At 60.2% G+C, this 21,755-nt stretch carries 18 protein-coding genes; 8 read left to right on the top strand and 10 right to left on the bottom strand.

Features of this window, described 5'->3' with window-relative positions; all coding sequences use genetic code 11:
- The first annotated feature begins 6 nt into the window (after positions 1 to 6).
- Positions 7 to 1,182, top strand: coding sequence for a multidrug effflux MFS transporter (locus tag LRK71_RS13730; RefSeq protein WP_232404398.1), 1,176 nt, complete (start codon positions 7 to 9; stop codon positions 1,180 to 1,182).
- A 164-nt stretch (positions 1,183 to 1,346) separates the two neighbouring features.
- Positions 1,347 to 2,735 carry a helix-turn-helix domain-containing protein gene (locus LRK71_RS13735; RefSeq protein ID WP_232404399.1) on the top strand — a complete coding sequence of 463 codons (1,389 nt, stop codon included), beginning with the start codon at positions 1,347 to 1,349 and terminating at the stop codon, positions 2,733 to 2,735.
- A 131-nt stretch (positions 2,736 to 2,866) separates the two neighbouring features.
- Here LRK71_RS13735 and LRK71_RS13740 read toward each other — a convergent pair whose 3' ends face one another.
- The 4 genes from LRK71_RS13740 to betC all read right to left on the bottom strand — a co-directional run bounded on the left by LRK71_RS13740 (position 2,867) and on the right by betC (position 8,139).
- Positions 2,867 to 3,106 (bottom strand): HP1242/YdcH family protein, encoded by a 240-nt coding sequence (locus tag LRK71_RS13740; RefSeq protein ID WP_232404400.1) that lies wholly within the window; start codon positions 3,104 to 3,106, stop codon positions 2,867 to 2,869.
- A gap of 139 nt (positions 3,107 to 3,245) precedes the next feature.
- Positions 3,246 to 4,901, bottom strand: a complete 1,656-nt coding sequence (betA, locus tag LRK71_RS13745; RefSeq protein WP_232404401.1) for a choline dehydrogenase — start codon at positions 4,899 to 4,901, stop codon at positions 3,246 to 3,248.
- Between the two features lie 209 nt (positions 4,902 to 5,110).
- A complete protein-coding gene (gene betB / locus LRK71_RS13750) occupies positions 5,111 to 6,568 on the bottom strand; it encodes a betaine-aldehyde dehydrogenase (RefSeq protein ID WP_232404402.1) in 1,458 nt (485 codons plus the stop codon).
- 62 nt (positions 6,569 to 6,630) lie between these two features.
- Entirely contained in the window at positions 6,631 to 8,139 is a 1,509-nt protein-coding gene (betC, locus tag LRK71_RS13755; RefSeq protein WP_232404403.1) for a choline-sulfatase, read from the bottom strand.
- Between the two features lie 268 nt (positions 8,140 to 8,407).
- Here betC and betI point away from each other — a divergent pair, with 268 nt between their 5' ends.
- Positions 8,408 to 8,983 carry a choline-binding transcriptional repressor BetI gene (gene betI / locus LRK71_RS13760; protein WP_232404404.1) on the top strand — a complete coding sequence of 192 codons (576 nt, stop codon included), beginning with the start codon at positions 8,408 to 8,410 and terminating at the stop codon, positions 8,981 to 8,983.
- A 106-nt stretch (positions 8,984 to 9,089) separates the two neighbouring features.
- Here betI and LRK71_RS13765 read toward each other — a convergent pair whose 3' ends face one another.
- Both LRK71_RS13765 and LRK71_RS13770 read right to left on the bottom strand, forming a co-directional pair.
- On the bottom strand, positions 9,090 to 10,010 hold the full coding sequence (locus LRK71_RS13765; protein ID WP_232404405.1) for a DMT family transporter: 921 nt from the start codon (positions 10,008 to 10,010) through the stop codon (positions 9,090 to 9,092).
- A gap of 113 nt (positions 10,011 to 10,123) precedes the next feature.
- Complete coding sequence (locus LRK71_RS13770; RefSeq protein ID WP_232404557.1) at positions 10,124 to 10,729, bottom strand: LysE/ArgO family amino acid transporter; 606 nt, start codon at positions 10,727 to 10,729, stop codon at positions 10,124 to 10,126.
- A 171-nt stretch (positions 10,730 to 10,900) separates the two neighbouring features.
- Between LRK71_RS13770 and LRK71_RS13775 the strand changes: the two genes are divergently transcribed.
- From LRK71_RS13775 to LRK71_RS13785, 3 genes are read left to right on the top strand one after another with little or no spacing between them, the layout of a single operon-like run.
- On the top strand, positions 10,901 to 11,794 hold the full coding sequence (locus LRK71_RS13775; protein WP_232404406.1) for a LysR family transcriptional regulator ArgP: 894 nt from the start codon (positions 10,901 to 10,903) through the stop codon (positions 11,792 to 11,794).
- Positions 11,795 to 11,834: 40 nt separating this feature from the next.
- Positions 11,835 to 12,527 carry a nitroreductase family protein gene (locus LRK71_RS13780; RefSeq protein WP_232404407.1) on the top strand — a complete coding sequence of 231 codons (693 nt, stop codon included), beginning with the start codon at positions 11,835 to 11,837 and terminating at the stop codon, positions 12,525 to 12,527.
- 33 nt (positions 12,528 to 12,560) lie between these two features.
- Positions 12,561 to 13,409 (top strand): COG3904 family protein, encoded by an 849-nt coding sequence (locus LRK71_RS13785; RefSeq protein WP_232404408.1) that lies wholly within the window; start codon positions 12,561 to 12,563, stop codon positions 13,407 to 13,409.
- A 69-nt stretch (positions 13,410 to 13,478) separates the two neighbouring features.
- Here the strand turns inward: LRK71_RS13785 and LRK71_RS13790 are convergent, their stop codons facing one another.
- A complete protein-coding gene (locus LRK71_RS13790) occupies positions 13,479 to 14,219 on the bottom strand; it encodes a YebC/PmpR family DNA-binding transcriptional regulator (RefSeq protein WP_232404409.1) in 741 nt (246 codons plus the stop codon).
- A 161-nt stretch (positions 14,220 to 14,380) separates the two neighbouring features.
- Between LRK71_RS13790 and LRK71_RS13795 the strand changes: the two genes are divergently transcribed.
- Together LRK71_RS13795 and LRK71_RS13800 are read left to right on the top strand one after the other, a co-directional pair.
- Positions 14,381 to 16,156 (top strand): SLC13 family permease, encoded by a 1,776-nt coding sequence (locus LRK71_RS13795; protein ID WP_232404410.1) that lies wholly within the window; start codon positions 14,381 to 14,383, stop codon positions 16,154 to 16,156.
- 119 nt (positions 16,157 to 16,275) lie between these two features.
- Positions 16,276 to 17,946, top strand: coding sequence for an FAD-binding dehydrogenase (locus LRK71_RS13800; protein WP_232404411.1), 1,671 nt, complete (start codon positions 16,276 to 16,278; stop codon positions 17,944 to 17,946).
- Positions 17,947 to 18,219: 273 nt separating this feature from the next.
- On the opposite strand, the gene LRK71_RS13805 is transcribed toward LRK71_RS13800, so the two are convergent.
- From LRK71_RS13805 to LRK71_RS13815, 3 genes are all read right to left on the bottom strand, one after another.
- Positions 18,220 to 20,016: an SLC13 family permease gene (locus tag LRK71_RS13805; protein ID WP_232404412.1), complete on the bottom strand. Its 1,797-nt coding sequence runs from the start codon at positions 20,014 to 20,016 to the stop codon at positions 18,220 to 18,222.
- Between the two features lie 214 nt (positions 20,017 to 20,230).
- Positions 20,231 to 21,049, bottom strand: coding sequence for a TIGR00282 family metallophosphoesterase (locus LRK71_RS13810; protein ID WP_232404413.1), 819 nt, complete (start codon positions 21,047 to 21,049; stop codon positions 20,231 to 20,233).
- Positions 21,050 to 21,169: 120 nt separating this feature from the next.
- Complete coding sequence (locus LRK71_RS13815; protein WP_232404414.1) at positions 21,170 to 21,745, bottom strand: 5-formyltetrahydrofolate cyclo-ligase; 576 nt, start codon at positions 21,743 to 21,745, stop codon at positions 21,170 to 21,172.
- Positions 21,746 to 21,755 lie beyond the last annotated feature (10 nt).

Genomic DNA, 21,755 nt, shown 5'->3' on the forward strand with positions numbered 1-21,755 from the left:
CCCACGATGAGCAAGCCACATATCGCGACACTGATCCTTCTGGCAGGGCTATCGGCCCTGGCGATGAATGTCTTTCTACCTGCCCTGCCCGGCATGGCGGAACATTTTCAGGCTGACTACCGGCTGATGCAGCTTTCCGTGGCACTCTATCTTGGGGTCAACGCGGCGGTGCAGATCGTGGTGGGGCCGATTTCAGACAAGATGGGACGCCGCCCGGTAATTCTGGCCAGCATTCTGCTGTTCATCCTGGCGACACTGGGCTGTATCTTTGCCCCCACCGCCGAGATCTTCCTGGTGTTTCGCATGGCCCAGGCAGCGATTGCCGCGACCATGGTGCTTAGCCGAGCGGCGGTGCGTGATATCTATGACACCGACCGGGCGGCCAGCATGCTGGGCTATGTCACCATGGGGGTGGCGGTTGTGCCGATGATCAGCCCGGCCATTGGCGGGGTGCTGGATCAGCTGTTTGGCTGGCAATCCAACTTCTGGCTTTTGGCGCTCTGTGCCGCCCTGGTCTATATGCTGACCTATTTTGATTTTGGTGAAACTGCCGTCAAAAGCGGCAAGACGCTAGCAGCGCAGTTTGCAGAATACCCCGAGCTGATCTTCTCGCCGCGCTTTTGGGGCTATTCGCTGGCCTCTGGTCTCGCCTCGGGTTCTTTCTTTGCCTATCTTGGCGGGGCACCGTTTCTGGGGGCAAATCTCTATGGGCTGAGCCCGGCAATGCTGGGGCTGTTCTTCTCAACCCCGGCGGTGGGCTATTTCTTTGGCAACTTTATCTCGGGGCGCTTTTCGATGCGCTTCGGCATCAATCGGATGGTGCTCTGGGGCTGTATCGTAAATGGCTGCGGCGTTGCGCTATCGCTGTCGCTGGCGCTGGCGGGACTGGATTCGGTCTATTCCTTCTTTGGCCTGATGTGCATCGTCGGGCTGGGCAATGGCATGGCAATCCCCAATGCCACAGCCGGGGCGATCTCTGTGCGGCCACATCTTGCGGGTTCTGCCTCGGGGTTGAGTGGCGCAATCATGCTGGGCGGCGGTGCTGGCCTTAGCGGCATGGCCGGCTGGGTTCTGGTACCCGGCACCACCGCTGTCCCCCTGCTGCTGATCATGTTCTGCACCGCCATACTGGGGCTGCTTTCCATTGCCATGGTGATCAAGCGCGAGCAGAGCCTGCACTAGCAGGACCAGCCCTGCCTGCCACACCTTGGCCCGATACCCCATAACCCGATACCCTACCAACGATCGCCCGCAACAGGCGGCATGCCATTTGCCGTCGGCAGCTTGCATCGTGAAATTTGCATTTATACAGTAGCGGTACCCGGAATTTGCAAAGGTGCCCCCCAATGGCCACTCAGAAACTCTATGCTGGTGCCAAACTGCGTGAAATGCGCACCCGGCTTGACCTGACGCAAAAGGGTTTTGCCGCCAAGCTTGGCGTCTCTCTGCCCTATCTGAACCAGATGGAGAACAACAACCGCCCCGTTTCCACCACGGTTGTTTTGGCCCTGGCGCAAGAATTTGGCATGGATGTCACCGAATTATCGACTGGCGATAGCGAACGCCTGGTCAGTGACATGCGCGAGGCCATGGCCGACCCAGTTTTTGCCGATGACACCCCGCCGCTGGCGGATCTGCGGCTTACAGCATCAAATGCACCGGCCCTGGCGCGCGCCTTTCTCAGCCTGCACCGCGCCTATCGCCAAACACATGAGCGCCTTGCCTCGCTGGACGAGGCACTGGGGCGCGAGGATTCCCGCATTCAGGCCAGCCCCTGGGAAGAAGTGCGCGATTTCTTCCATTATTGCGACAACTACATTGACGCGGTGGATCGGGCCGCCGAACGCTTTGCCGGCTCTGCGGATGCCCGGCTGGCAGCCACCACCGCTCTGGAAACCGCAGGCATCACCATTTTGATCTGCGACATGGAAGGGCTACGCCACTATGACCCCGAGAGCCGCACCCTACGACTGTCAAACCGCGCCACGCCGTCAACCCAGGTGTTTCAGCTGCTGTTGCAGGTTGCCCTGTTCAGCCAGGACAGCCTGCTAGAGGCCACCTTGGATTTTGCCCGCTTCCAAAGCGACGAAGCCCGCGCCATCGCCAAGATTGGCCTGGCGAACTATTTCGCCGGGGCAGCGCTGATGCCCTATGGCCGTTTTCTGGCCGCCGCCCAAGAGGACCGCCATGATCTGGAGCGGCTCGCCATCCGGTTTAGCGCCTCGATAGAGCAAGTGGCGCATCGCTTGTCGACCCTGCAGCGCCCCGGCGCCAAGGGGATCCCGTTCTTTTTTGTCCGGGTTGATCAGGCAGGCACCATCACCAAGCGGCACTCGGCCACACGGTTGCAGTTTGCCCGCTTTGGGGGCGCCTGCCCATTGTGGAATGTACACCGCGCCTTTGAAACGCCTGGACGTTTTCTACGCCAGCTGGCCGAAACTCCGGATGGGGTCCGCTATATTTCGCTGGCGCGGGATGTCTCAAAACCTGGTGGAGCCTTTGGCGCGCCGGTGCGCCGCTACGCCATTTCCCTAGGCTGTGAGTTACGCCACGCAGAGGCCCTGGTCTATGCTGACAATCTGGAGACGCGCCATGATACGGCCTTTGAACCCATCGGCATTTCCTGCCGCATCTGCGAGCGCACGAACTGCCACCAACGTTCGGTTCCGCCGCTAGAACGCCGCCTCAGCATCAACAGCGACCAGCGCGGGGTGCTCCCCTATGAGGTGAGCTGACCCCCTGAAGGCCTTGAGGCGATACAGCTGCCAGACGCCCGCAGTGGATGGCAAAAAAGGGGGCGCGCGATCGCCGCCCCCTTGCTGTCTTTTCAGCCGCGCCCAGGATACCTAAGGCGGACCAATTGCATTCAGGTTTTGGCCAGAATATCCCAGATCTGGTCCTTCAGCGCGCCACGCTTCTTGCGCAGGTCCACTTCTGCCAGCTCATCTACCGGCTCGACGTTGGTTTCGGCCCGGTGCACCGCGCGGTTCACATCGTGGTAGTCATCTGCCAGTTTGGCAAAATGGGCATCAGACTGTTTCAACTGGCTGATCACCTCGGCCTTTTCGGGAAATTCTGCAGCCAGTTCATGCGGGGTATTGGACATCTGTTCGCTCCTTCATATCGTTCACCCGCAGCCTATGATTCCCGCCATTGGGCCACCTTGATACGGATCAATTCCCCTGAAAAGTTAGCACCTTGGACCGCAGCCGTGACATTGCTGTGCGCCACAGGCAAAGCACCAGCTAGCGCTGGCTGTCCTGCCAGTTATCATGGAACCAGGGCACCGCGTTGGAGGCCGACAGACGGCGCCCCAGGATATGGTCTGCCGCTTTTTCCCCGGTCATGATCGAAGGGCCGTTGAGATTGCCATTGGTGATGCGCGGAAAGATCGAACTATCGGCAACCCGCAGCCCTGCAACGCCGATGACCCGGCATTCTGGGTCAACAACAGCCATCGGATCGTCCAGCGCCCCCATCTTGCAGGTGCCACAGGGGTGATAGGCGCTTTCAGCGTGTTGCCGGATAAAGCTGTCGATCTCCTCATCGCTTTGCAGCGCTTCGCCAGGCTGGATTTCGTGTTTGACAAATGGCAGCATGGCCTCCTGCGCAAAAATCTCACGCGTTAGGCGCACGCATTTGCGAAAATCGATCCAGTCCTGCTCGGTCGACATATAGTTGAAAGAGATTTTTGGCGCATCCTTTGGTTCAGCGCTGGCCAGGGTTACCTCGCCACGCGAACTTGACCGCATCGGCCCCACATGCGCCTGAAAGCCATGGCCTTCGGCTGCCGCCTGGCCATCATAGCGCACCGCAATGGGCAAAAAGTGATACTGGATATCGGGATAGTCGACGCCCTTGTCCGAGCGGATGAACGCGGCGCTTTCAAACTGGTTAGATGCCCCAAGCCCAGTCTTGGTGAACAGCCACTGTGCGCCAACCCAGGCCTTGCCCAAAAGGTTCCAGTATTTGAACAGGGTGATCGGCTGCTTGCAGGCATATTGGAAATAGAATTCCAGGTGATCTTGCAGGTTTTGCCCAACGCCGGGACGATCTGCGACCAGATCGATGCCATGCTCCGCCAGGTGTTTGGCCGGACCAATGCCCGACAGCATCAGCAGCTTTGGTGAATTCAGCGAGCTGGCCGCCAGGATCACCTCCTCTGTGGCCTCGACCACCTCAACCTTGCCGCCGCGCTCAATCTCAACCCCGGTGGCGCGCCCCTCCTGGATCATCACTTTGCGCGCCAGGGCGCGGATCATGGTGCAGCTGTCGCGCTTCAACGCCGGGCGCAGATAGGCATTGGCCGCCGACCAGCGCTGGCCCTTGTAGACGGTCATCTCCATCGGGCCAAAGCCCTCTTGCTGTTCACCATTGTAATCTGCTGTCACAGGATAACCCGCCTGCTGCCCGGCAGAGACAAAGGCTGCATGCAGCGGGTTGTCGCGCGGGCCGCGAGTGACATGCAGCGGGCCGTCACTGCCACGCCAGTCCGGGTCACCGCCCTGGCCACGGGCATCCCAGGTTTCCATACGTTTGAAATAGGGCAACACATCTGCGTAGGACCAGCCCTGCGCGCCGCTTTCGGCCCAGTAGTTATAGTCGCCGGCGTGCCCGCGAACATAGACCATTCCATTGATCGAAGAAGACCCGCCGATCACCTTGCCACGCGGCGTCACCAGCTCGCGATTGTCCAGATGCGGTTCCGGCTGGGACTTATAGCCCCAGTCGTACAGCGACATGTTCATCGGGTAGGACAACGCCCCCGGCATCTGGATAAACGGGCCCGCATCACTGCCGCCATGTTCGATGATCAGTACCGACTTTCCCGCTTCTGATAGCCGGTAGGCCATGGCACAGCCCGCCGAGCCTGCCCCCACAATCACATAATCCGCTTTCATCGCATGTCTCCATCGCAAAGTCTCACCGGGTCAAAAAAGCAGCAAGGCCGCGCGCAGGCGCGGTGCATCCTTTGGCCGGTGGAACTCTGCTTCACCATTGGTCTGGCCCGCTGCGGACGCGTCGCGCCTTCAGCGGGTTTCTCAGCATCCCCTGCCTCTTGCCCTTTTGGGCAACGGGGCGGGTGGGTGGGCGTTGCCCAAAAGGGCAATCAGAACGCCGCTTCAACATCGCCCATGCGCACATAGACCGATTTCACCTGGCTAAAGTGCTTCAAGGCCTCTTTGGAGTTTTCACGCCCCACTCCCGAGGCCTTTACCCCGCCAAAGGGCGCCTCGACCGGTGCGTCATTGTAAGAGTTGATAAAGCAGCTACCGGCCTCAAGCTGGCCGATCACCCGGTGCGCCCGCGTGAAATCTTTGGTGAATACCCCAGCCGACAGGCCAAACTCGGTATCATTGGCCCGTGCCACCACCTCATCTTCGCTGTCGAACTCCAGCACCGACATGACAGGTCCAAAGATCTCTTCGCGCGCAATGGTCATATCATCCGTCACATCGGCAAAAACCGTGGGCTGCAGATACCAGCCCGGCATGTCACAGCGCGCCCCGCCGCAGATCAGGCGGGCGCCCTCGGATTTGCCCTTTTCAATATAGCCAAGCACGATATTCATCTGGGCCTCATTGACCATGGGGCCAAAGCTTGTCGCCTCATCCAGCGGATCGCCAATCACCGCAGTGCCAACGCGTTCGGCCAGACGGGCCAGGAACTTTTCCTTGATGCCCTTTTGCACAAAGACCCGGGTACCATTGGAACAGACCTGCCCCGAGGAATAGAAATTGCCATTGATGGCACCGCCGACGGCATTGTCGATATCCGCATCATCAAAGATGATCAGAGGGGATTTTCCGCCCAGCTCCATGGTGACATGCTTCATCCCCGCCGCAGCCGCCGCATAGACTTTTTTGCCGGTTGATGCCGATCCAGTCAGCGAGACCTTGTTGACCCGCGGATCCGTCACCAGTGCCGCCCCGACATCGCCCAGCCCCTGCACCACATTGAACACCCCGGCAGGCAGCCCCGCCTCATGCAGGATCTCGGCAACTTTCAAGGCGCAAAGCGGTGTTGCCTCGGAAGGCTTGAACACCATGGTATTGCCACAGGCAAGGGCCGGCGCGCCCTTCCAGCAGGCGATCTGCGTCGGATAGTTCCAAGCGCCAATCCCCACACAAAGCCCCAAGGCTTCGCGGATGGTATAAACCCAGTCTTCGCCCAACTGGATATGTTCACCGGACAGACTGGCTGCCAAACCGCCAAAATATTCCAGCGCATCGGCACCCGAGGTGGCATCCGCCACCAGGGTTTCCTGCAGCGGTTTGCCGGTGTCATAGGTTTCCAACACCGACAGATCATGATTGCGGTCCCGCATGATATCGGCCGCCCGGCGCAGGACGCGGCCGCGTTCCGTACCAGTCATGGCCGCCCAGGCCTGTTGCGCGGCCTTACCGCTGGCCAGCGCCTGTTCGACAATTTCAGGTGTCGCCGCATGTACCCTGGCGATCTGTTCACCCGTTGCGGCGTAGATCACCGGAATGGCGGTTCCGGATGTGTCTTCGACATAGGCGCCATTGATGAAATGGCTGGCTTTGGGTTGGGCGGGATGAGTCATGATTTTATGCCTCCGGCGGGGATATTTGGGGCCAAATGAACTGGCGGGATGCGGAATTGGGGCTATTCGCCCCGGGGAAAGCGTTTGTTTTCCTCAAGGGTGTTGAGGTCCATGTGGTTGCGCATGTAGCGCTCTGAGGCCTGTTGCAGCGGCTGGTAGTCCCAGGGGTAGTAACCGCCCTGGCGCAGCGCTTCGTAGACCACCCAGCGTCGTGCCTGGCTGACGCGGACATCGGCATCGAACTGCGCCAGATCCCAACGGGCTTCGGATTTGGCGCGCAGGGTTTGCAGGGTGTCGGCATGAGCGGGATCAGCGGCCAGGTTGGTCAGCTCTTGCGGATCGGCCTCTAGGTCGAACAGCTGGTCGGGATCCAGGGCACAGCGGCAGTATTTCCATTTGCCATCGCGCAGCGAGACCAGCGGCGCGTAGGAGGCCTCGGCAGCGTATTCCATCGCAACCGGGCTGGTGCGCTCTTGCCCCTGCGCGAGTGGCATCAGATCTTCGCCATCGGTCCAGGGGGCGATCTCTTCCATCGGCAGGCCCGCCAGCGCCCCGAGGGTGGGGTTCACATCCAGCGTTGAGACAGGCGTTTCAATCAGCCCGACGGGCAGATCAGGGGAGGAAATCATCAAGGGCACCCGCGCCGAACCTTCAAAGAAGCTCATCTTGAACCAGAGGCCCCGCTCACCCAGCATATCGCCGTGGTCAGAGACAAAGAAAATCGTTGCCTCCTGTCGGGTGTCTTCCAGCACCTGCAGGATCGCTCCGATCTTGTCATCAAGATACGAGATATTGGCAAAATAGGCGCGACGGGACCGTTTGATATTTTCTTCGGTAATGTCAAAGCTGCGCCAATCATTGGCATCAAAGATCCGCTGAGCATGGGGGTCGTGATCGTCGTAGTTCATTGCCGGAACCTGTGGCAGCAGGTGTTCGCAGCCCTCGTAGAGATCCCAGTATTTTTTACGCGCCACATAGGGGTCATGCGGATGGGTGAAACTGACGGTCAGCGCCCAGGGGCGATCATCCAGCCCGCGCGACAATTCATAGAGTTTCGAGGTGGCATTATAGGCCACCTCATCGTCGTATTCCATCTGGTTCGAGGTCTCGGCAATGCCGGCCCCGGTGACCGAGCCCATGTTGTGATACCACCAGTCAATGCGCTCTCCGGGTTTGCGGTAGTCCGGCGTCCAGCCAAAATCGGCCGGGTAGATATCAGTGGTCAGCCGGTCTTCAAACCCATGCAACTGATCAGGGCCGACAAAGTGCATTTTTCCCGACAGACAGGTGTAATACCCGGCGCGACGCAGATGATGCGCATAGGTGGGTATGTCACTGCGGAACTCTGCCGCATTGTCATAGACCCCTGTACGGGACGGCAACTGGCCGGACATAAAGCTGGCCCGCCCGGGCGCACAGAGCGGCGATCCGGTATAGGCATTGGCAAACCGCGTCGAACGCGCCGCCAATTTCTTCAGATTGGGCGCATGCAGCCAGTCCGCCGGGCCATCTGGAAACAGCGTTCCGTTCAGCTGATCAACCATAATAATCAGAATATTTGGCTTGCTCATCGACCTGTAGCCCCTCGTGTTTTGGCCGTGAAGCCAGTTGATTTCGCCCATAGGCCCCCGCCAGGCCGCTGATCAGTGCTAATGCGACGGCGCCCATGCCCCGGCCTGCTGCACCCTGCGCAGCAGGGGACTAGCCATGGCAGAACACCCATTCGGAGGTCTAGCATAGAAAATCGATTGCAGAAACGCTTTTTTAAATCGCCATTTAAGATTTTTTACCTACAGATCAACTATTGAAACCTCCAGCCAAGTAACGCAAAACTCTGCTATGGGAAGAAAACGCATCAGAGACATTCGCAACGAAGAACTGATCGAAGCCACAATTGTGGCGGTGCATAAACGCGGCTACTCTGTTGTGACGATGGCGGAAATCGCGCGGGAGGCCGGGGCCTCTGCAGCCTCGATCAACTATTACTTCGGCTCAAAGGAAGGCCTGATGGAGGCCACGATGCGGCACCTGTTACGTAAATTGCGCCATGCCATGATCGAAGGCTACAGCAAGGCGCGCACCCCAAGAGAGCGCCTATACGCGGTGACAGATGCCAATTTTTCAGATCAGCTCTTTACCGTGCCCCAGTGCAGCCTCTGGATGCAGTTCTGGGCCAATGCGCCCTATGCCCCGCGCCTGTCACGGCTGCATCGAATCAACCGTACCCGCGTGCGCAGCCATGTGCGGGCCGAATTGGCCAATCTGCTGCCTCTGGAACGGGTGGAAACGGCACGCAGCGCCCTGCAGTGCTATATGGATGGGGTCTGGCTGGAGGCAGCGCAATCGGAACGCAAAGTCCAGCCTGACGCAGCCCGACGCGCCGCCCATCAGGTGGTAGATCTGATCCTGTCCTAGCCGCCCCGCCTGAGCCAGACAGGTGACAGGGCACGAGCCAGACAGAAACGCTGGAAAGACGGAACCTTTTCAACAGAAAGAAGCGTAGCGCAAGATCGGCGCTGCCTTACACCTTGGTCGCGGCTGCTGGGGGCGTGATCGCCCGCCGCTTTAGCACCGCTTCGCGCCAGGTGATAAAGCTGATGGCTGCCAAGATCAGACCGCCGCCCAGCACCACCCAGATATCCACCGGCTCGGAAAAGACCAGCGCGCCAAGCAATGTCGCCCAGATCAGCTGAAGGAAAGTCACCGGCTGCGTCACCGTCACCGGGGCCGATGCAAAGGCCAGCGTCATGGTGAAATGCCCCGCCGTGGCAAAGCAAGCCACCGCAAACAGGATCGCCAGTTCCTGCAGATTGGGCGTCACCCAGACTGCTGCCGCAAAGGGGGCAAGCCCCAGCGTGACCCAGCCCGACAGCATCGCAACGACAACCACCGGGCTGCTTCCATCCACGGTGAACTTTGCCAATAGGTAAGAGATGCCAAAAGCAAAAGCGGTGATCAACATGGCAATATGCCCTGGAGAGATCTCGCGGAAGCCCGGCCGCAGAATGATCACCGCACCAACCAGTGCCGCAAAGACCGCCAGAATACGCCGCATCGCCAGCTTCTCGCCCAGAAACAGCGCCGCCCCCAGGGTCACATAGATCGGCGAGAGATAATTCATCGCCGTCACCTCGGCCAGCGGGATCTGTGTCATCGCATAGAACCACAGGATCACCCCACCTGCATGCAGCATGCCGCGGCTGGCAAACAGCAGCCAGAGTTTCGGCGTCACCCGCGCGCGGCGCAGGGTCGATGCCATCGGGATCAGGAATACCAGCCCCAGAAGGTAGCGCAGAAAGGCCGATTCCGCCGGCGGGATCCGATCTCCGAGATATTTGACCAATGCCGTCACCGCGACAAAGCAAAGGCCGGTCGTAAACATCCAGAACACCCCGACAAGGGGGTTTGTGCTGGGCTGGGCGATATCTGCTTGGCTGCTCATGCGGACAACACAACACTCAAACGACAGGAGGCACAACCCTTTCACATGTCAAATACCTCATTTGATATGTGTTTCCAAAGACCAGTGCTGCCTGCCACGGCGTCCAGGTGGGGTCACATCATGATCAGCTTGGCAGCAATCGCCCACATGGTCAGCCCTACCAGCCCATCCAGTACCTGCCAGGCGCGCGGACGGGCAAAGACCGGGGCCAAAAGACTGGCGCCATAGCCGAGACTGAAGAAGAAGACGAAACTGGCCAGCACCGCGCCAAGGCCAAAGAGTCCCGGATCGGGGTATTGCGCCGAAATCGCCCCCAGCAGAACAACCGTATCCAGGTAGACATGCGGGTTCAGCCAGGTCAGGGCAAGAACCGTGGTCAATACCGGCAGCAGCGGCTGCGGTGCCTGGGCCGCACCAGCGGCCTGTAACGTCGCGCCCCCCTGCCAGGCAGACAGCAGGCTGCGCCCACCGTACCAGATCAGGAATCCGCCGCCACCAAAGCGCATAAGCGGTTCAAACCAGGGCATCACTTCGGCCAGCCTGCCAAAGCCAAGCACCCCGGCGGTGATCAACAGGGCATCCGATCCGGCACAGGCCAGGCAGATCCAGAATAGATGCTGACGCCGTATCCCCTGGCGCAGCACAAAGGCATTCTGCGCGCCAATCGCCAGGATTAGACTGAAGCCAAGGCCAAAGCCCGCCAGCAGATTGGGCGGAATGCCAGTCAGGGCAACCACCTGCGCATACATCTGGGCGGTCACTGTAGCTGTCATCGGGATTGGAATTGGCATCGGCCTGTCTTTCTCTCTCGCTGCGGTCTCACCGCTTTGACTAGCCCGAGAGCGCGGCGTAGCATAGTTAATTATGATAACCCAAAGTAAGAGTTTCTAATGCAGTTTGACCCCAACCATCTCTCTGCTCTGGCCGCTGTCATCCGGCTTGGATCCTTTGACAGCGCAGCGCAAAGCCTGGGCCTGACCCCTTCGGCGGTTTCGCAACGCATCAAGGCCCTAGAAGAGCGCGTGGGCGGGGCCCTGATCAAACGCGGCCTGCCCTGTACCGGCACCAAGGCGGGGCAGCGCCTGGCAAAACATGCCGAAGATGTCGCGGTGCTTGAGGGCCAGGTCTCGCGGGCGCTGGCGCTGGACCCCAGCCCCGAGGCACCGCCGCTTCTGCGCATTGCCGTCAACGCCGACAGTCTGGCCACCTGGTTCATCGCAGCCATGGTTGCCACACCGGATCTGCTGTTTGATCTGGTCATCGACGATCAGGACCACAGTGCGGATTGGTTGAAACGTGGCGAAGTCTCTGCCGCCATCACCGCCCATGCCCAGCCCGTACCTGGCTGCAATGCTCAACCGCTTGGGGTGATGCGCTATCAGGCCATGGCCAGCCCCGCCTATATGGCGAAATGGTTTGCTGGCCGCCCCACAGCCCAGGCACTGGCCCAGGCCCCCTGCCTGACCTATAATCCAAAAGACACGCTGCAACAGCGCTGGATACAGCTGTATTTTGGCAAAACCATCACTCCGCCGGCGCATTTCATCCCCTCGGCCCAGGGCTTTGCCGATGCCGCCCTGGCGGGTCTGGGCTGGGGCATGATCCCGGTTGCCCAGATGGCACCTGCCCTGAAATCCGGCGCGCTGGTGCCGCTACTGCCCGATAGCGCCATGGATGTTGCGCTGAACTGGCAGGTAAGCCGGGTCATGGCCTCTGCACTGGCCCCCTTGACACGGGCAGTGCTAAGCTCGGCCAGGCACCATCTGCCCCCCCCACCCAGCTAGGGACTCTATCTGTCGCTGATCGCTATACAGGAGCCGAGAAATGTTCGCAAAATCCGCCCTCACCTATGCCCCGATGCCGCTGCCCCACCGTGCGGCCTACAGTGATGCAGAGATGCTTGCAAAGGCCAGAGAATATCTGGCGCATATGCAACAGCGCCATACGGTGCGCGATTTCACCTCTCAGCCTGTCGCGCGTGAGGTAATCGAGCTCTGTATCCAAACCGCCGGCTCGGCCCCCTCGGGGGCCAATCACCAGCCCTGGCATTTTGTCGCCATTGCAAACCCGGCACTGAAGCAACAGATCCGGGAAGAAGCCGAAGAAGAAGAACGCCGATTTTACGCCGGTGGCGGCGGTGACGAATGGATCAAAGCGCTGGAGCCCATCGGCACCACAGCGGACAAGCCGCATCTTACCACCGCGCCCTGGCTCATCGTGGTCTTTGCCCAACGCTGGGGCGAATTTGAAGATGGCAGCCGCTATAAAAACTACTACGTGCCCGAAAGCGTCAATATCGCCACCGGGTTCTTGTTGGCCGCGCTGCACCAGGCTGGGCTGTGCAGCCTCACCCATACGCCCAACCCGATGAAATTCCTCAATGCGGCCCTTGGTCGGCCAGCCTCGGAAAAGCCGACCATGATCATCGCGGTCGGCCACCCCAGCGCCGATGCCAAAGTGCCGGGCGTTGCCAAGATGAAAAAGCCCCTTGCTGAAATTTCGACGATCCTGGAATGAGGCAGCAGCAACTGATGCCCGGGGCCCTCCCAGATGCAGACTGAACCGCGCAGCCTTGGTGCCAGCCTTTTCTGGCATATCCTGTTGCCACGCGGGGCTGCACTGTTGTTCTGGACCGGTGCCAATCAGATGCTGCAAATGCCCTCTGCCCTGACCTGGGGGCTGATTATGGCGGATGTGCTGTTTCTCATCTGGACAATTCGGGCCCATCTGCGCGCGGCGGATGATCATATGCTTGGCTCGGGTGCCATGGCGCCGGTCTGGGGCGGATATCTGCTTTTGCTGTTCCTTATCCTGGCCAGCCTGTCGCTTTGGTGGCAGGCGCTGCTGATTTCCAACCGCCCCGCCGAGGGGCCGAGCTACGCCGATATACGCGCCCAGCAGCACGCTGCGCGCTACAGTCTTGCCCTGTCACGCGATGGCACTGCCATTGTTTTTGATGGAGAGATCACCTTTGGCCTGACCAAGGCGCTCCAAGCCCTCATGCTGCGCCATCCCGAGGTGCGCCACATAGGCCTTTCTAGTCCCGGCGGCCATATCTATGAGGCCCGCGGCGTTGCCAAGCTTGTTCAAGCGCAGGGAGTTTCGACCCGGGCGCTGGGGCTTTGCGCCTCGGCCTGCACCCTGATTTTTGCAGCGGGAACCCAGCGTGTGCTTGGCCCTCAGGCGCAGCTTGGCTTTCACGGCTATTCGCTTGATGTCTTTGGTGGCCTGCCACAAATCGACCTGACAGCCGAACAGGAAAAAGACAGGCGTTTTCTGATCTCGCAAGGCATCAGCGATGACTTTATCGATCGGGTTTATGCCACTGCGCCATCCGGGCTCTGGCGTCCCAGCCCGGATATCTTGCGCAGGGCGGGCGTGCTGACAACGCCCCGCTAAACCGCACAGCAAAAAGCCCCCGAGGGTTTCGGAGGCTTTAAGCGAGTTCGACTTATAAGCAGGTACAGCTCAGAGCTGATCCATGACTTCATCAGAGGCTTCAAAGTTGGTGGTGACGCGCTGCACGTCGTCGTCGTCTTCCAGCGCATCCACCAGCTTCATCAGCTTTTGCATGCCTTCCAGGTCCAGCTCGGTGGTGGTGGTAGGTTTCCACACCAGTTTGGTGCTGTCTGATTCGCCCAGCTCTGCCTCCAGCGCGTTGGAAACATCGTTCAGATCACTGTCGGCGCAGTAGATGATATGGCCATCCTCGGACGATTCGACATCCTCGGCACCGGCCTCGATGGCAGCCATCATTACGGTATCGGCATCGCCGACCTCCGCCTTGTAGGTCACTTCGCCCTTGCGATCGAACATAAAGCCAACCGAACCGGTTTCCCCCAGGTTGCCGCCGTTCTTGGAGAAGGTCGAGCGCACAGTCGATGCAGTGCGATTTTTGTTGTCGGTCATCGCCTCGACGATGACGGCAACGCCGCTGGGGCCATAGCCCTCGTAGCGGATTTCATCATAGTTTTCGGCGTCGCCACCAATCGCCTTTTTGATCGCACGGTCGATCACATCTTTGGGCACCGACTGGCTTTTGGCTTCTTTTACAGCCATACGCAGACGGGGGTTTTTATCGGGATCTGGGTCGCCCATCTTGGCGGCCACGGTGATCTCCTTGGCCAGTTTGGAAAACAGTTTTGACCGCACAGCGTCCTGACGGCCCTTGCGATGCTGGATGTTTGCCCATTTTGAGTGGCCTGCCATTGTAGATCCTTTGTGTCGTGCATGCTTGAATTGGCGCTCATATAGCCTGTGGCAGGGGCAGCTTTCAAGCACTGCTGACAGGCAAGCACAATCCGGGGCGATATCAAGCACCACAGCCAGTGTCGCCTTGCCCCTGATGCGTCAATGGCTAGAGTGGCGCCATGACATTTGACCAGACCGCATTATTTGCCATTTTCGCCGCCGTCTTCGGCCTGTTCCTCTGGGGGCGCTTTCGCTACGATATCGTTGCCTTTTCCGCGCTGTTGGTTGCTGTGGTGCTGGGACTTGTGCCCACCGCCGAGGCCTTTTCCGGCTTTGGCCACCCGGCAACGCTGGTGGTGGCGCTGGTGCTGATTGTCTCTGCCGGGTTGGTGCGGTCGGGTGCGGTCTTCCTGATCACCCGCACGCTGGTGGACAGTTCGCGCAGTCTCGGCGGCCATATTGGCCTGATGGGGGGCGTCGGTGCCGTGCTCTCGGCCTTTATGAACAATGTGGCTGCCCTGGCCCTGCTGATGCCGGTGGATATCCAGACCGCCCGCAAGGCCGGACGCGCACCGGGGTTGAGCCTGATGCCGCTGTCCTTTGCCACCATCCTGGGCGGCATGGCAACGCTGATCGGCACCCCGCCCAACATCATCATCGCCTCGATCCGCCAAGAATCCCTCGGCGAACCCTTTGGCATGTTTGACTTTGCCCCGGTTGGTGGCATCGTCGCCCTCGTCGGGCTGGCCTTTGTGGCCCTGGTCGGCTGGCGACTGATCCCACAGCGGCAAGAGGCCGCTGGCAACTCCGAAGCGCAACTATCTGATTACATTGCAGAGCTGACCATACCGGATGACTCTGATCTGATCGGCAAGCGGCTTGGCACCTTGGACAAGGACGCCGAACAGGCTGATGTCGCCATTCTGGGGCTGATCCGGGACAGCAAACGCCACTATGGGCGCGCCGCCGGTGCGGTGCTGCAAGCGGGCGATACCCTGGTGCTCGAAGCCCGCCCCGATGCGCTGGATGAATTTCGCACCACATTGTCGCTGCATTTCTCAGATAGCGCGCGCCAGGAAACATTGACCGCAGCAGGTGATGGCCTAGAGGTGATCGAAGTGGTGGTCCCCGAAGGCGCCCGTATCGATGGGCGCTCGGCCCAGTCTCTGGGCTTGGCCTGGCGGCAAAACGCGGTACTCTTGGGACTGGCCCGACAGGGGCGGCGCCTGACCAAGCACATCCGCCAGACAGAGATCGAGGCCGGCGACATTCTGCTGCTGCTCTGCCCCCGGGAACGCGGCAACGATGTGACAGAATGGCTGGGCTGTCTGCCGCTGGCACAGCGCGGCCTGGCGGTCACCGCCAATGACAAGACCTGGGCAGCGATTGGCCTGTTTGGCCTGGCGGTGCTTGCGGCCTCTACCGGGGTGATCTACCTGCCAATCGCGCTGGGGCTGGTGGTTGTGTCTTACGTCTTGATCAAGGTGCTGCCGGTTGCCGAGATCTACGACCATGTGGAATGGCCCGTCGTGGTTTTGCTGGGCTCTATGATCCCGCTGGGTGCCGCATTGGATGCCTCGGGCGGAACGCAACTGATTGCCAATGGGCTGATCGGGTTAACCCAAGGGCTGCCCTCTTGGGTGGTGCTGACGGTGCTGATGGTCGTGACCATGACGCTGTCCGATGTGCTGAACAACACCGCCACCGCCATTGTCGCGGCACCAGTTGGCATTCAGATGGCCACAACACTTGGCGTCTCGCCCGATCCGTTTTTGATGGCCGTGGCCGTGGCGGCCTCGGCGGCCTTTCTGACCCCGATTGGCCATAAGAACAATACCTTGGTGCTGGGGCCCGGCGGCTATCAATTTGGCGATTACTGGCGCATGGGGCTACCGCTCGAAATCCTGGTGATTGCGGTTTCCATCCCCTCGATTCTGATATTCTGGCCTCTCTAACCCGGCCCGTCCCCCCCCCTGGCCTTGCCCAAGGCTTCCCCCAGGGGAGGTGGCGAAACAATTGCTCCCCCCCCCGGTGCTGCGCTTAGGCTGGCTGCAACCACAACCGGGAGGTGCAGATGGCAGATGCAACGGACAACACAGCAGATGTAATCATCGTCGGGGCTGGCATTGCCGGGCTGGCTGCGGCCTGCGACTTGGGTGATCGCGGCAAGCGGGTGATCCTGCTAGAGCAAGAGTCCGCGCAATTTCTGGGCGGTCAGGCCCATTGGAGCCTGGGCGGGTTGTTCATGATCGACACGCCAGAGCAACGCCGCATGGGGATCCGGGATGGCCATGATCTGGCCCGCCGCGATTGGATGGGCAGCGCCCAGTTTGACCGCGCCGAGGACGGCTGGCCCCGGCAATGGGTCCGTGCCTATCTTGATTTTGCCGCCAGCGAAATGCGCCCCTGGCTGCACCAGATGGGCATGCGCTGGTTTCCGGTTGTCGGCTGGGCCGAACGTGGCGGCGGCAGCGCCGAGGGCCATGGCAATTCGGTGCCGCGATTTCATGTCACCTGGGGCACTGGCCCCGGCGTGGTCGCGCCCTTTGCCGCCCGTCTTGCAGCCCATGTCGACGCCGGGCGAATCTTGACCAGGTTTCGCCATCAAGTCAGCCATATCATCTTGCAATGCGGCGAGGTCAAAGGCGTCTCGGGTGAGGTGCTGGAAGCCGATACAGCCGCCCGGGGCATGCGTACCAACCGCAAGGAAATCGGCGAATTTGAAGCCTATGCGCCCTCGGTCATCGTGGCCTCGGGCGGGATTGGCGGCAATCTGGATCTGGTGCGCAAGAACTGGCCGCGCGAGCGTCTGGGCGCACCGCCCAAAAACATGGTGGCCGGGGTACCTTTTCATGTGGACGGGCGGATGATCCCCATTGCCGAAGCCGCTGGTGGCCATGTGATCAACGCGGACCGCATGTGGCACTACACCGAAGGGCTGCGCAACTGGGACCCGATCTGGCCAAACCACGGCATTCGCATTCTACCGGGGCCGTCAGCCATGTGGTTTGATGCCCGTGGCGACCGCCTACCAGCGCCCTGCCTACCGGGTTTCGATACCCTGGCCACACTGAAAGAGATTCTGAAAACCGGCTATGACTACAGCTGGTTCATCCTCAGCCAAAAGATCATCGAGAAGGAATTCGCACTGTCTGGATCGGAACAAAACCCGGACCTGACCTCTGGCAAATGGCGCGAGGTCATCCGCGCGCGCCTGCTCTCACGCGGACAGGCCCCGGCCCCGGTTGAGGCCTTCAAGAAACATGGCACGGATTTTGTGGTGACCGATGATCTGGCTGACCTGGTCGCAGGCATGAACCGGATTGCAGATCTGCCACTGGACGAAACCCACCTGCGCCGCCAGATCGAGGCGCGCGATGCACAGGTCGACAACCCCTTTGCCAAGGACGCCCAGGTGATTGCGATGAACGCAGCCCGCAACTATCGCGGCGATCGGTTGATCCGCACCGCCAAGCCACATCGCATTCTGGATCGCCAAAATGGCCCGCTGATTGCCGTACGGCTCAACATTCTGACACGCAAAACACTGGGGGGATTGCAGACCAATCTGGACAGCCAGATCGTAGGGGCAGATGGCAACCCAGTGCCAGGCCTTTTCGCAATCGGAGAGGCCGCCGGCTTTGGGGGCGGAGGGTATCACGGCTACAATGCCTTGGAAGGGACCTTCTTGGGCGGCTGCCTCTTTTCCGGGCGCCAGGCGGGCCGATCGCGGCTGATCGCCTGAACCACGATGTAAAACGCCCAGCACAATACCCCGTCAGAGGCACGCGGCAGCCGGGACTATTGGCCTAACCCCAAATCAGGAGAGCACCAGAGACATCAGCGCAATACCTGATGCTGCGGTGAAAAGAAAAACTAAAAACCCACGTCTAAAACTCATCAAAATGTCCTCCATCGTTCTGTTCACCTTATGATATAAGGTGGAACGTGAAAGTTTCATCAAGGGTGCCCGCATCCTGGCAACATTTCGCCCGCCTGCCCCGCTGCTCTGCGCGGCCTAAAGCGGCCAGAGAAAGGGAATGATCGCCGAAGCCAAGAGCCCGACGCTTAGGTTCAGCGGGATGCCGACGCGCAGGAAGTCGGTGAACTTATACCCCCCCGGACCATAGACCAGCATATTGGTCTGATAGCCAATCGGAGTGGCAAAAGACGCCGAAGCCGCCACCATCACCGCCACCACCAGCGGGCGCGGATCAACGCCAACTGCTTGGGCCAGCCCCACCGCTATCGGCGTAACCACCACCGCCACTGCATTGTTTGACACCAGTTCGGTCAAGACCGAGGTCAAGAGATAAATTGCCCAGACCAGCATAAAGGGTGGCAAGCCGGTCAGCGCCGGGGCAATTGCCTCGGCAATCAGGCGCACCGCGCCAGAGCTTTCCAGAGCGGCGCCAATCGCCAGCATGGAAAAGATCAGCGCCAAGAGCTGCCCGTCAACAAAGGAAAAGGCCTCATCCGCATCAATACAGCGAGTGATCAACACCATGGCCACCACCACTACCGACAGCAGCAGAATGGGCGCAACCCCAAGTGCCGCCAGGATCACGATGGACAAGAGACCAGCAATCGCCAGCGGCGCATGGCCACGCCGATAGGCCCGCTGAGTCGGCTGCGAGACATCCGCCATGTCCATATCCACCGCCAGTCGCTGAATATCCCCTGGCGTACCTTCAAGCAGCAGGGTGTCGCCCACCCGCACCACCAGATCATCCAGCTGCACGCCAATATTCTGGTTCCGTCGATGCACCGCTAGCACATAGACGCCATAGCGCCGCCGCAGGCGCATCGCCCCCAACGAACGCCCAACCAGCCGACAGCCCGGAGTGACCAGCACCTCGACGGTTTTGGTTTCCACCGCAGAAACCTGATCCACCCGCTTCAGCTCTTTGTTGGCCTGCAGGCTCAGCAATTCGGTCATTTCTGTCCGGAGCACCACGCGATCACCGACCTGCAATTCAACCCCTTTGAGATTGCGCCGCAGCGAGATATCGCCGCGCACCAGATCGATCAAGCGCACGCCGGGGCGTTTGAACAGCTGTACCCCGGTGACTTCGCGGCCAATCAGGTTGCTTTCCGGCGGGATCACCGCCTCGGTGAAAAATTTCATCTTTGATCGATCGCTCAGCAGCATCGCCATGCTGTCACGATTCGGCAGCAGCCGGGGCGAGATGTAGCGCAGATAAATCATGCCCCAGATCACCAGCACGATCCCCAGTGGGGTCACCTCAAAAATTGAGAACGGCGTCAGCCCCTGCGCCCGTGCAACCCCATCCACAAGAAGGTTGGTCGAGGTGCCAATCAGGGTCAGCGTGCCCCCCAGAATCGCCGCATAGCTCAGCGGGATCAACATCTTGGAGGCGGCAACCCCCAGGGTGCGCGAGATCTGCACAAAGACCGGGATCATCACCACGACAACCGGCGTATTGGACACCACGGCAGAGGCTGCGACCACAAAAACCATCAGCATGGCAATGGCGCGTTTCGGGTTCACCTCTGCCTGCTTGCGTGCCCTTGCGGTAAAGGCATCCAGCGCACCAGTGCGCACCAGCGCCCCCATGATGATAAACATCGCCGCAATGGTCCATGGGGCCGGGTTTGACAGCACGGCAACGGCGCTGTCATAGGGCAGAACACCCGTGATCAGCATCAACGAGACGCCGGCCATGGCGACCACCTCGGTTGGGTAGATTTCGCGTATAAATGCCGCAAACATCAGCCCCACGATGACCAGGGCAATCGTCGCACTGCCAGTCTGAGACAGGCTGACGGTCTGGGAAAAGGTGATCAGATCCATAGGTATCGGCAGTCCCAAATTTCTTTGGCAGGGTCTTGGCTTGCTGTATCTCCGTCAGCCGCAAACGCCTGCCAGCGCCAAGTTTCCCTCATCCTAAATGATGCGGCAAGGGCTGCGGCAAGCAGCAGCCCTTGTGCGGCAGAAAAAAGGGACGCGATATCGCAGGGCGCGGGCCGAAAAAGAATTTCTTTCGCCCAACGCCCCACCGGCACGATCAGGCCTCTGGCCCGGCGGGCTGCAACAGACCGCCATTGCGCACCATGTGGATTTCTTTCGTGGCACCGGTGCGATCATCGGTCACCACCAAGGCCCCAGACAGAGTGGCTTCGCCCTCGGCGGGGGTAAAGCGGCTCTTGGGCATGCCGGTCAGGAAACGGCGCATCGGCTCTGTTTTTTCCATGCCAATCACGGAATTATAATCGCCGCACATGCCCGCATCGGTCAGATAGCCTGTGCCATCGGACAGGATCTGCGCATCCCCGGTTGGCACATGGGTATGGGTGCCCACCACCAAGGAGGCGCGACCATTGCAAAAATGCCCCATGGCCATTTTCTCAGAGGTGGCTTCGCAGTGCATGTCAACGATAACCGCCTGCGCCAGCCCGCCGCGCGGGTGCGATTTCAACACCGCTTCGACGGCACCAAAAGGGTCATCAAAAGCGCGTTTCATAAAGACCTGGCCCAGCGCCTGTGTCACCAGAACCTTGCGTCCGCCGGTGGCATCAAACAGCCGATAGCCGCGCCCCGGCGCGCCCTTGGCAAAGTTCAAAGGCCGGATGATACGCGGCTCTTTCTCGATGAACTGCAGCATGTCCTTTTGGTCAAAGGAATGATCGCCCAGCGTCAGGCAATCGGCCCCTGCATCGAGCAACAGCTTTGCGTGATCGCCGCTCAGCCCCATACCGTTAGAAGCATTTTCGCCATTGACCACAACAAAGTCGAGCCGCCAGTCCTGACGCAGCCGCGGCAGGTTTTCGGTGATAGCACGGCGCCCAGCGCGGCCCATCACATCGCCTAGAAACAAAATTCGCATTTTTCTCTCCTAGGCCCTGCGCCCCTGCAGGACAAGACCCCGGCATCAATCAGATGAACTTTTTCGCAGCAGAGCCACAGTTGGCTGCTCCGGTTCCGTTTTTGCGGACTGACACTGCATTTAGCCGACGAACTGCAATACCCGGCTTTGCGTTACCACCATATCCAGCGGTTGATCCGTTTCCTCCAGCGGCAGATCCGTGGCCTCCTGGGCATCAAAGGCAAAGCCAATGGCCAGCGTCGCTCGCTTGGCGCGCAGCTGCTCCAGCGTGCGGTCATAAAACCCCCCGCCATATCCCAGCCGCCCGCCACGGGCGTCAAAGGCCACCAGCGGCACAATCAGGATTTCGGGTTCGAAATAGTCGTCCACCACCGGAACAGAGGCCCCAAACGGTCCATCACGCAGCGGCGCATCTGGCTGCCAGCGGCTGAATTTCAGCGGCTGTGCCTTGCCTTGGATGACCGGCACGCCAACCAGCCCGTGGGCGGCGGCCTCTGCCATGGCAGGCAAGGGGTCGATTTCAGTGCGGATCGGCAGGAATCCCGACAGAGGCACGCCGCGATAGCCTGCAAGAACTTCGGACAGACGGCCAGCGGCGCCGGGGATGCAAAGATCAAAGGCCTCTTTGCGGCGGGCAAAGGCCGCTTTTCGCGCCGCTGCCTTAATCTCTGTCAGGTTTTCGCCTGCCTTGCTCATCTGCTCTCTC

It is taken from the genome of Pseudophaeobacter flagellatus (assembly GCF_021228235.1).
Classification (GTDB): Bacteria; Pseudomonadota; Alphaproteobacteria; order Rhodobacterales; family Rhodobacteraceae; genus Pseudophaeobacter; species Pseudophaeobacter flagellatus.

Excerpts from the sequence above, each read along its gene's own strand:
- LRK71_RS13730 (WP_232404398.1), top strand. The coding sequence starts at position 7 with ATGAGCAAGCCACATATCGCGACACTGATCCTTCTGGCAGGGCTATCG.
- LRK71_RS13735 (WP_232404399.1), top strand. The coding sequence starts at position 1,347 with ATGGCCACTCAGAAACTCTATGCTGGTGCCAAACTGCGTGAAATGCGC.
- LRK71_RS13740 (WP_232404400.1), bottom strand. The coding sequence starts at position 3,106 with ATGTCCAATACCCCGCATGAACTGGCTGCAGAATTTCCCGAAAAGGCC.
- betA (WP_232404401.1), bottom strand. The coding sequence starts at position 4,901 with ATGAAAGCGGATTATGTGATTGTGGGGGCAGGCTCGGCGGGCTGTGCC.
- betB (WP_232404402.1), bottom strand. The coding sequence starts at position 6,568 with ATGACTCATCCCGCCCAACCCAAAGCCAGCCATTTCATCAATGGCGCC.
- betC (WP_232404403.1), bottom strand. The coding sequence starts at position 8,139 with ATGAGCAAGCCAAATATTCTGATTATTATGGTTGATCAGCTGAACGGA.
- betI (WP_232404404.1), top strand. The coding sequence starts at position 8,408 with ATGGGAAGAAAACGCATCAGAGACATTCGCAACGAAGAACTGATCGAA.
- LRK71_RS13765 (WP_232404405.1), bottom strand. The coding sequence starts at position 10,010 with ATGAGCAGCCAAGCAGATATCGCCCAGCCCAGCACAAACCCCCTTGTC.
- LRK71_RS13775 (WP_232404406.1), top strand. The coding sequence starts at position 10,901 with ATGCAGTTTGACCCCAACCATCTCTCTGCTCTGGCCGCTGTCATCCGG.
- LRK71_RS13780 (WP_232404407.1), top strand. The coding sequence starts at position 11,835 with ATGTTCGCAAAATCCGCCCTCACCTATGCCCCGATGCCGCTGCCCCAC.
- LRK71_RS13785 (WP_232404408.1), top strand. The coding sequence starts at position 12,561 with ATGCAGACTGAACCGCGCAGCCTTGGTGCCAGCCTTTTCTGGCATATC.
- LRK71_RS13790 (WP_232404409.1), bottom strand. The coding sequence starts at position 14,219 with ATGGCAGGCCACTCAAAATGGGCAAACATCCAGCATCGCAAGGGCCGT.
- LRK71_RS13795 (WP_232404410.1), top strand. The coding sequence starts at position 14,381 with ATGACATTTGACCAGACCGCATTATTTGCCATTTTCGCCGCCGTCTTC.
- LRK71_RS13800 (WP_232404411.1), top strand. The coding sequence starts at position 16,276 with ATGGCAGATGCAACGGACAACACAGCAGATGTAATCATCGTCGGGGCT.
- LRK71_RS13805 (WP_232404412.1), bottom strand. The coding sequence starts at position 20,016 with ATGGATCTGATCACCTTTTCCCAGACCGTCAGCCTGTCTCAGACTGGC.
- LRK71_RS13810 (WP_232404413.1), bottom strand. The coding sequence starts at position 21,049 with ATGCGAATTTTGTTTCTAGGCGATGTGATGGGCCGCGCTGGGCGCCGT.
- LRK71_RS13815 (WP_232404414.1), bottom strand. The coding sequence starts at position 21,745 with ATGAGCAAGGCAGGCGAAAACCTGACAGAGATTAAGGCAGCGGCGCGA.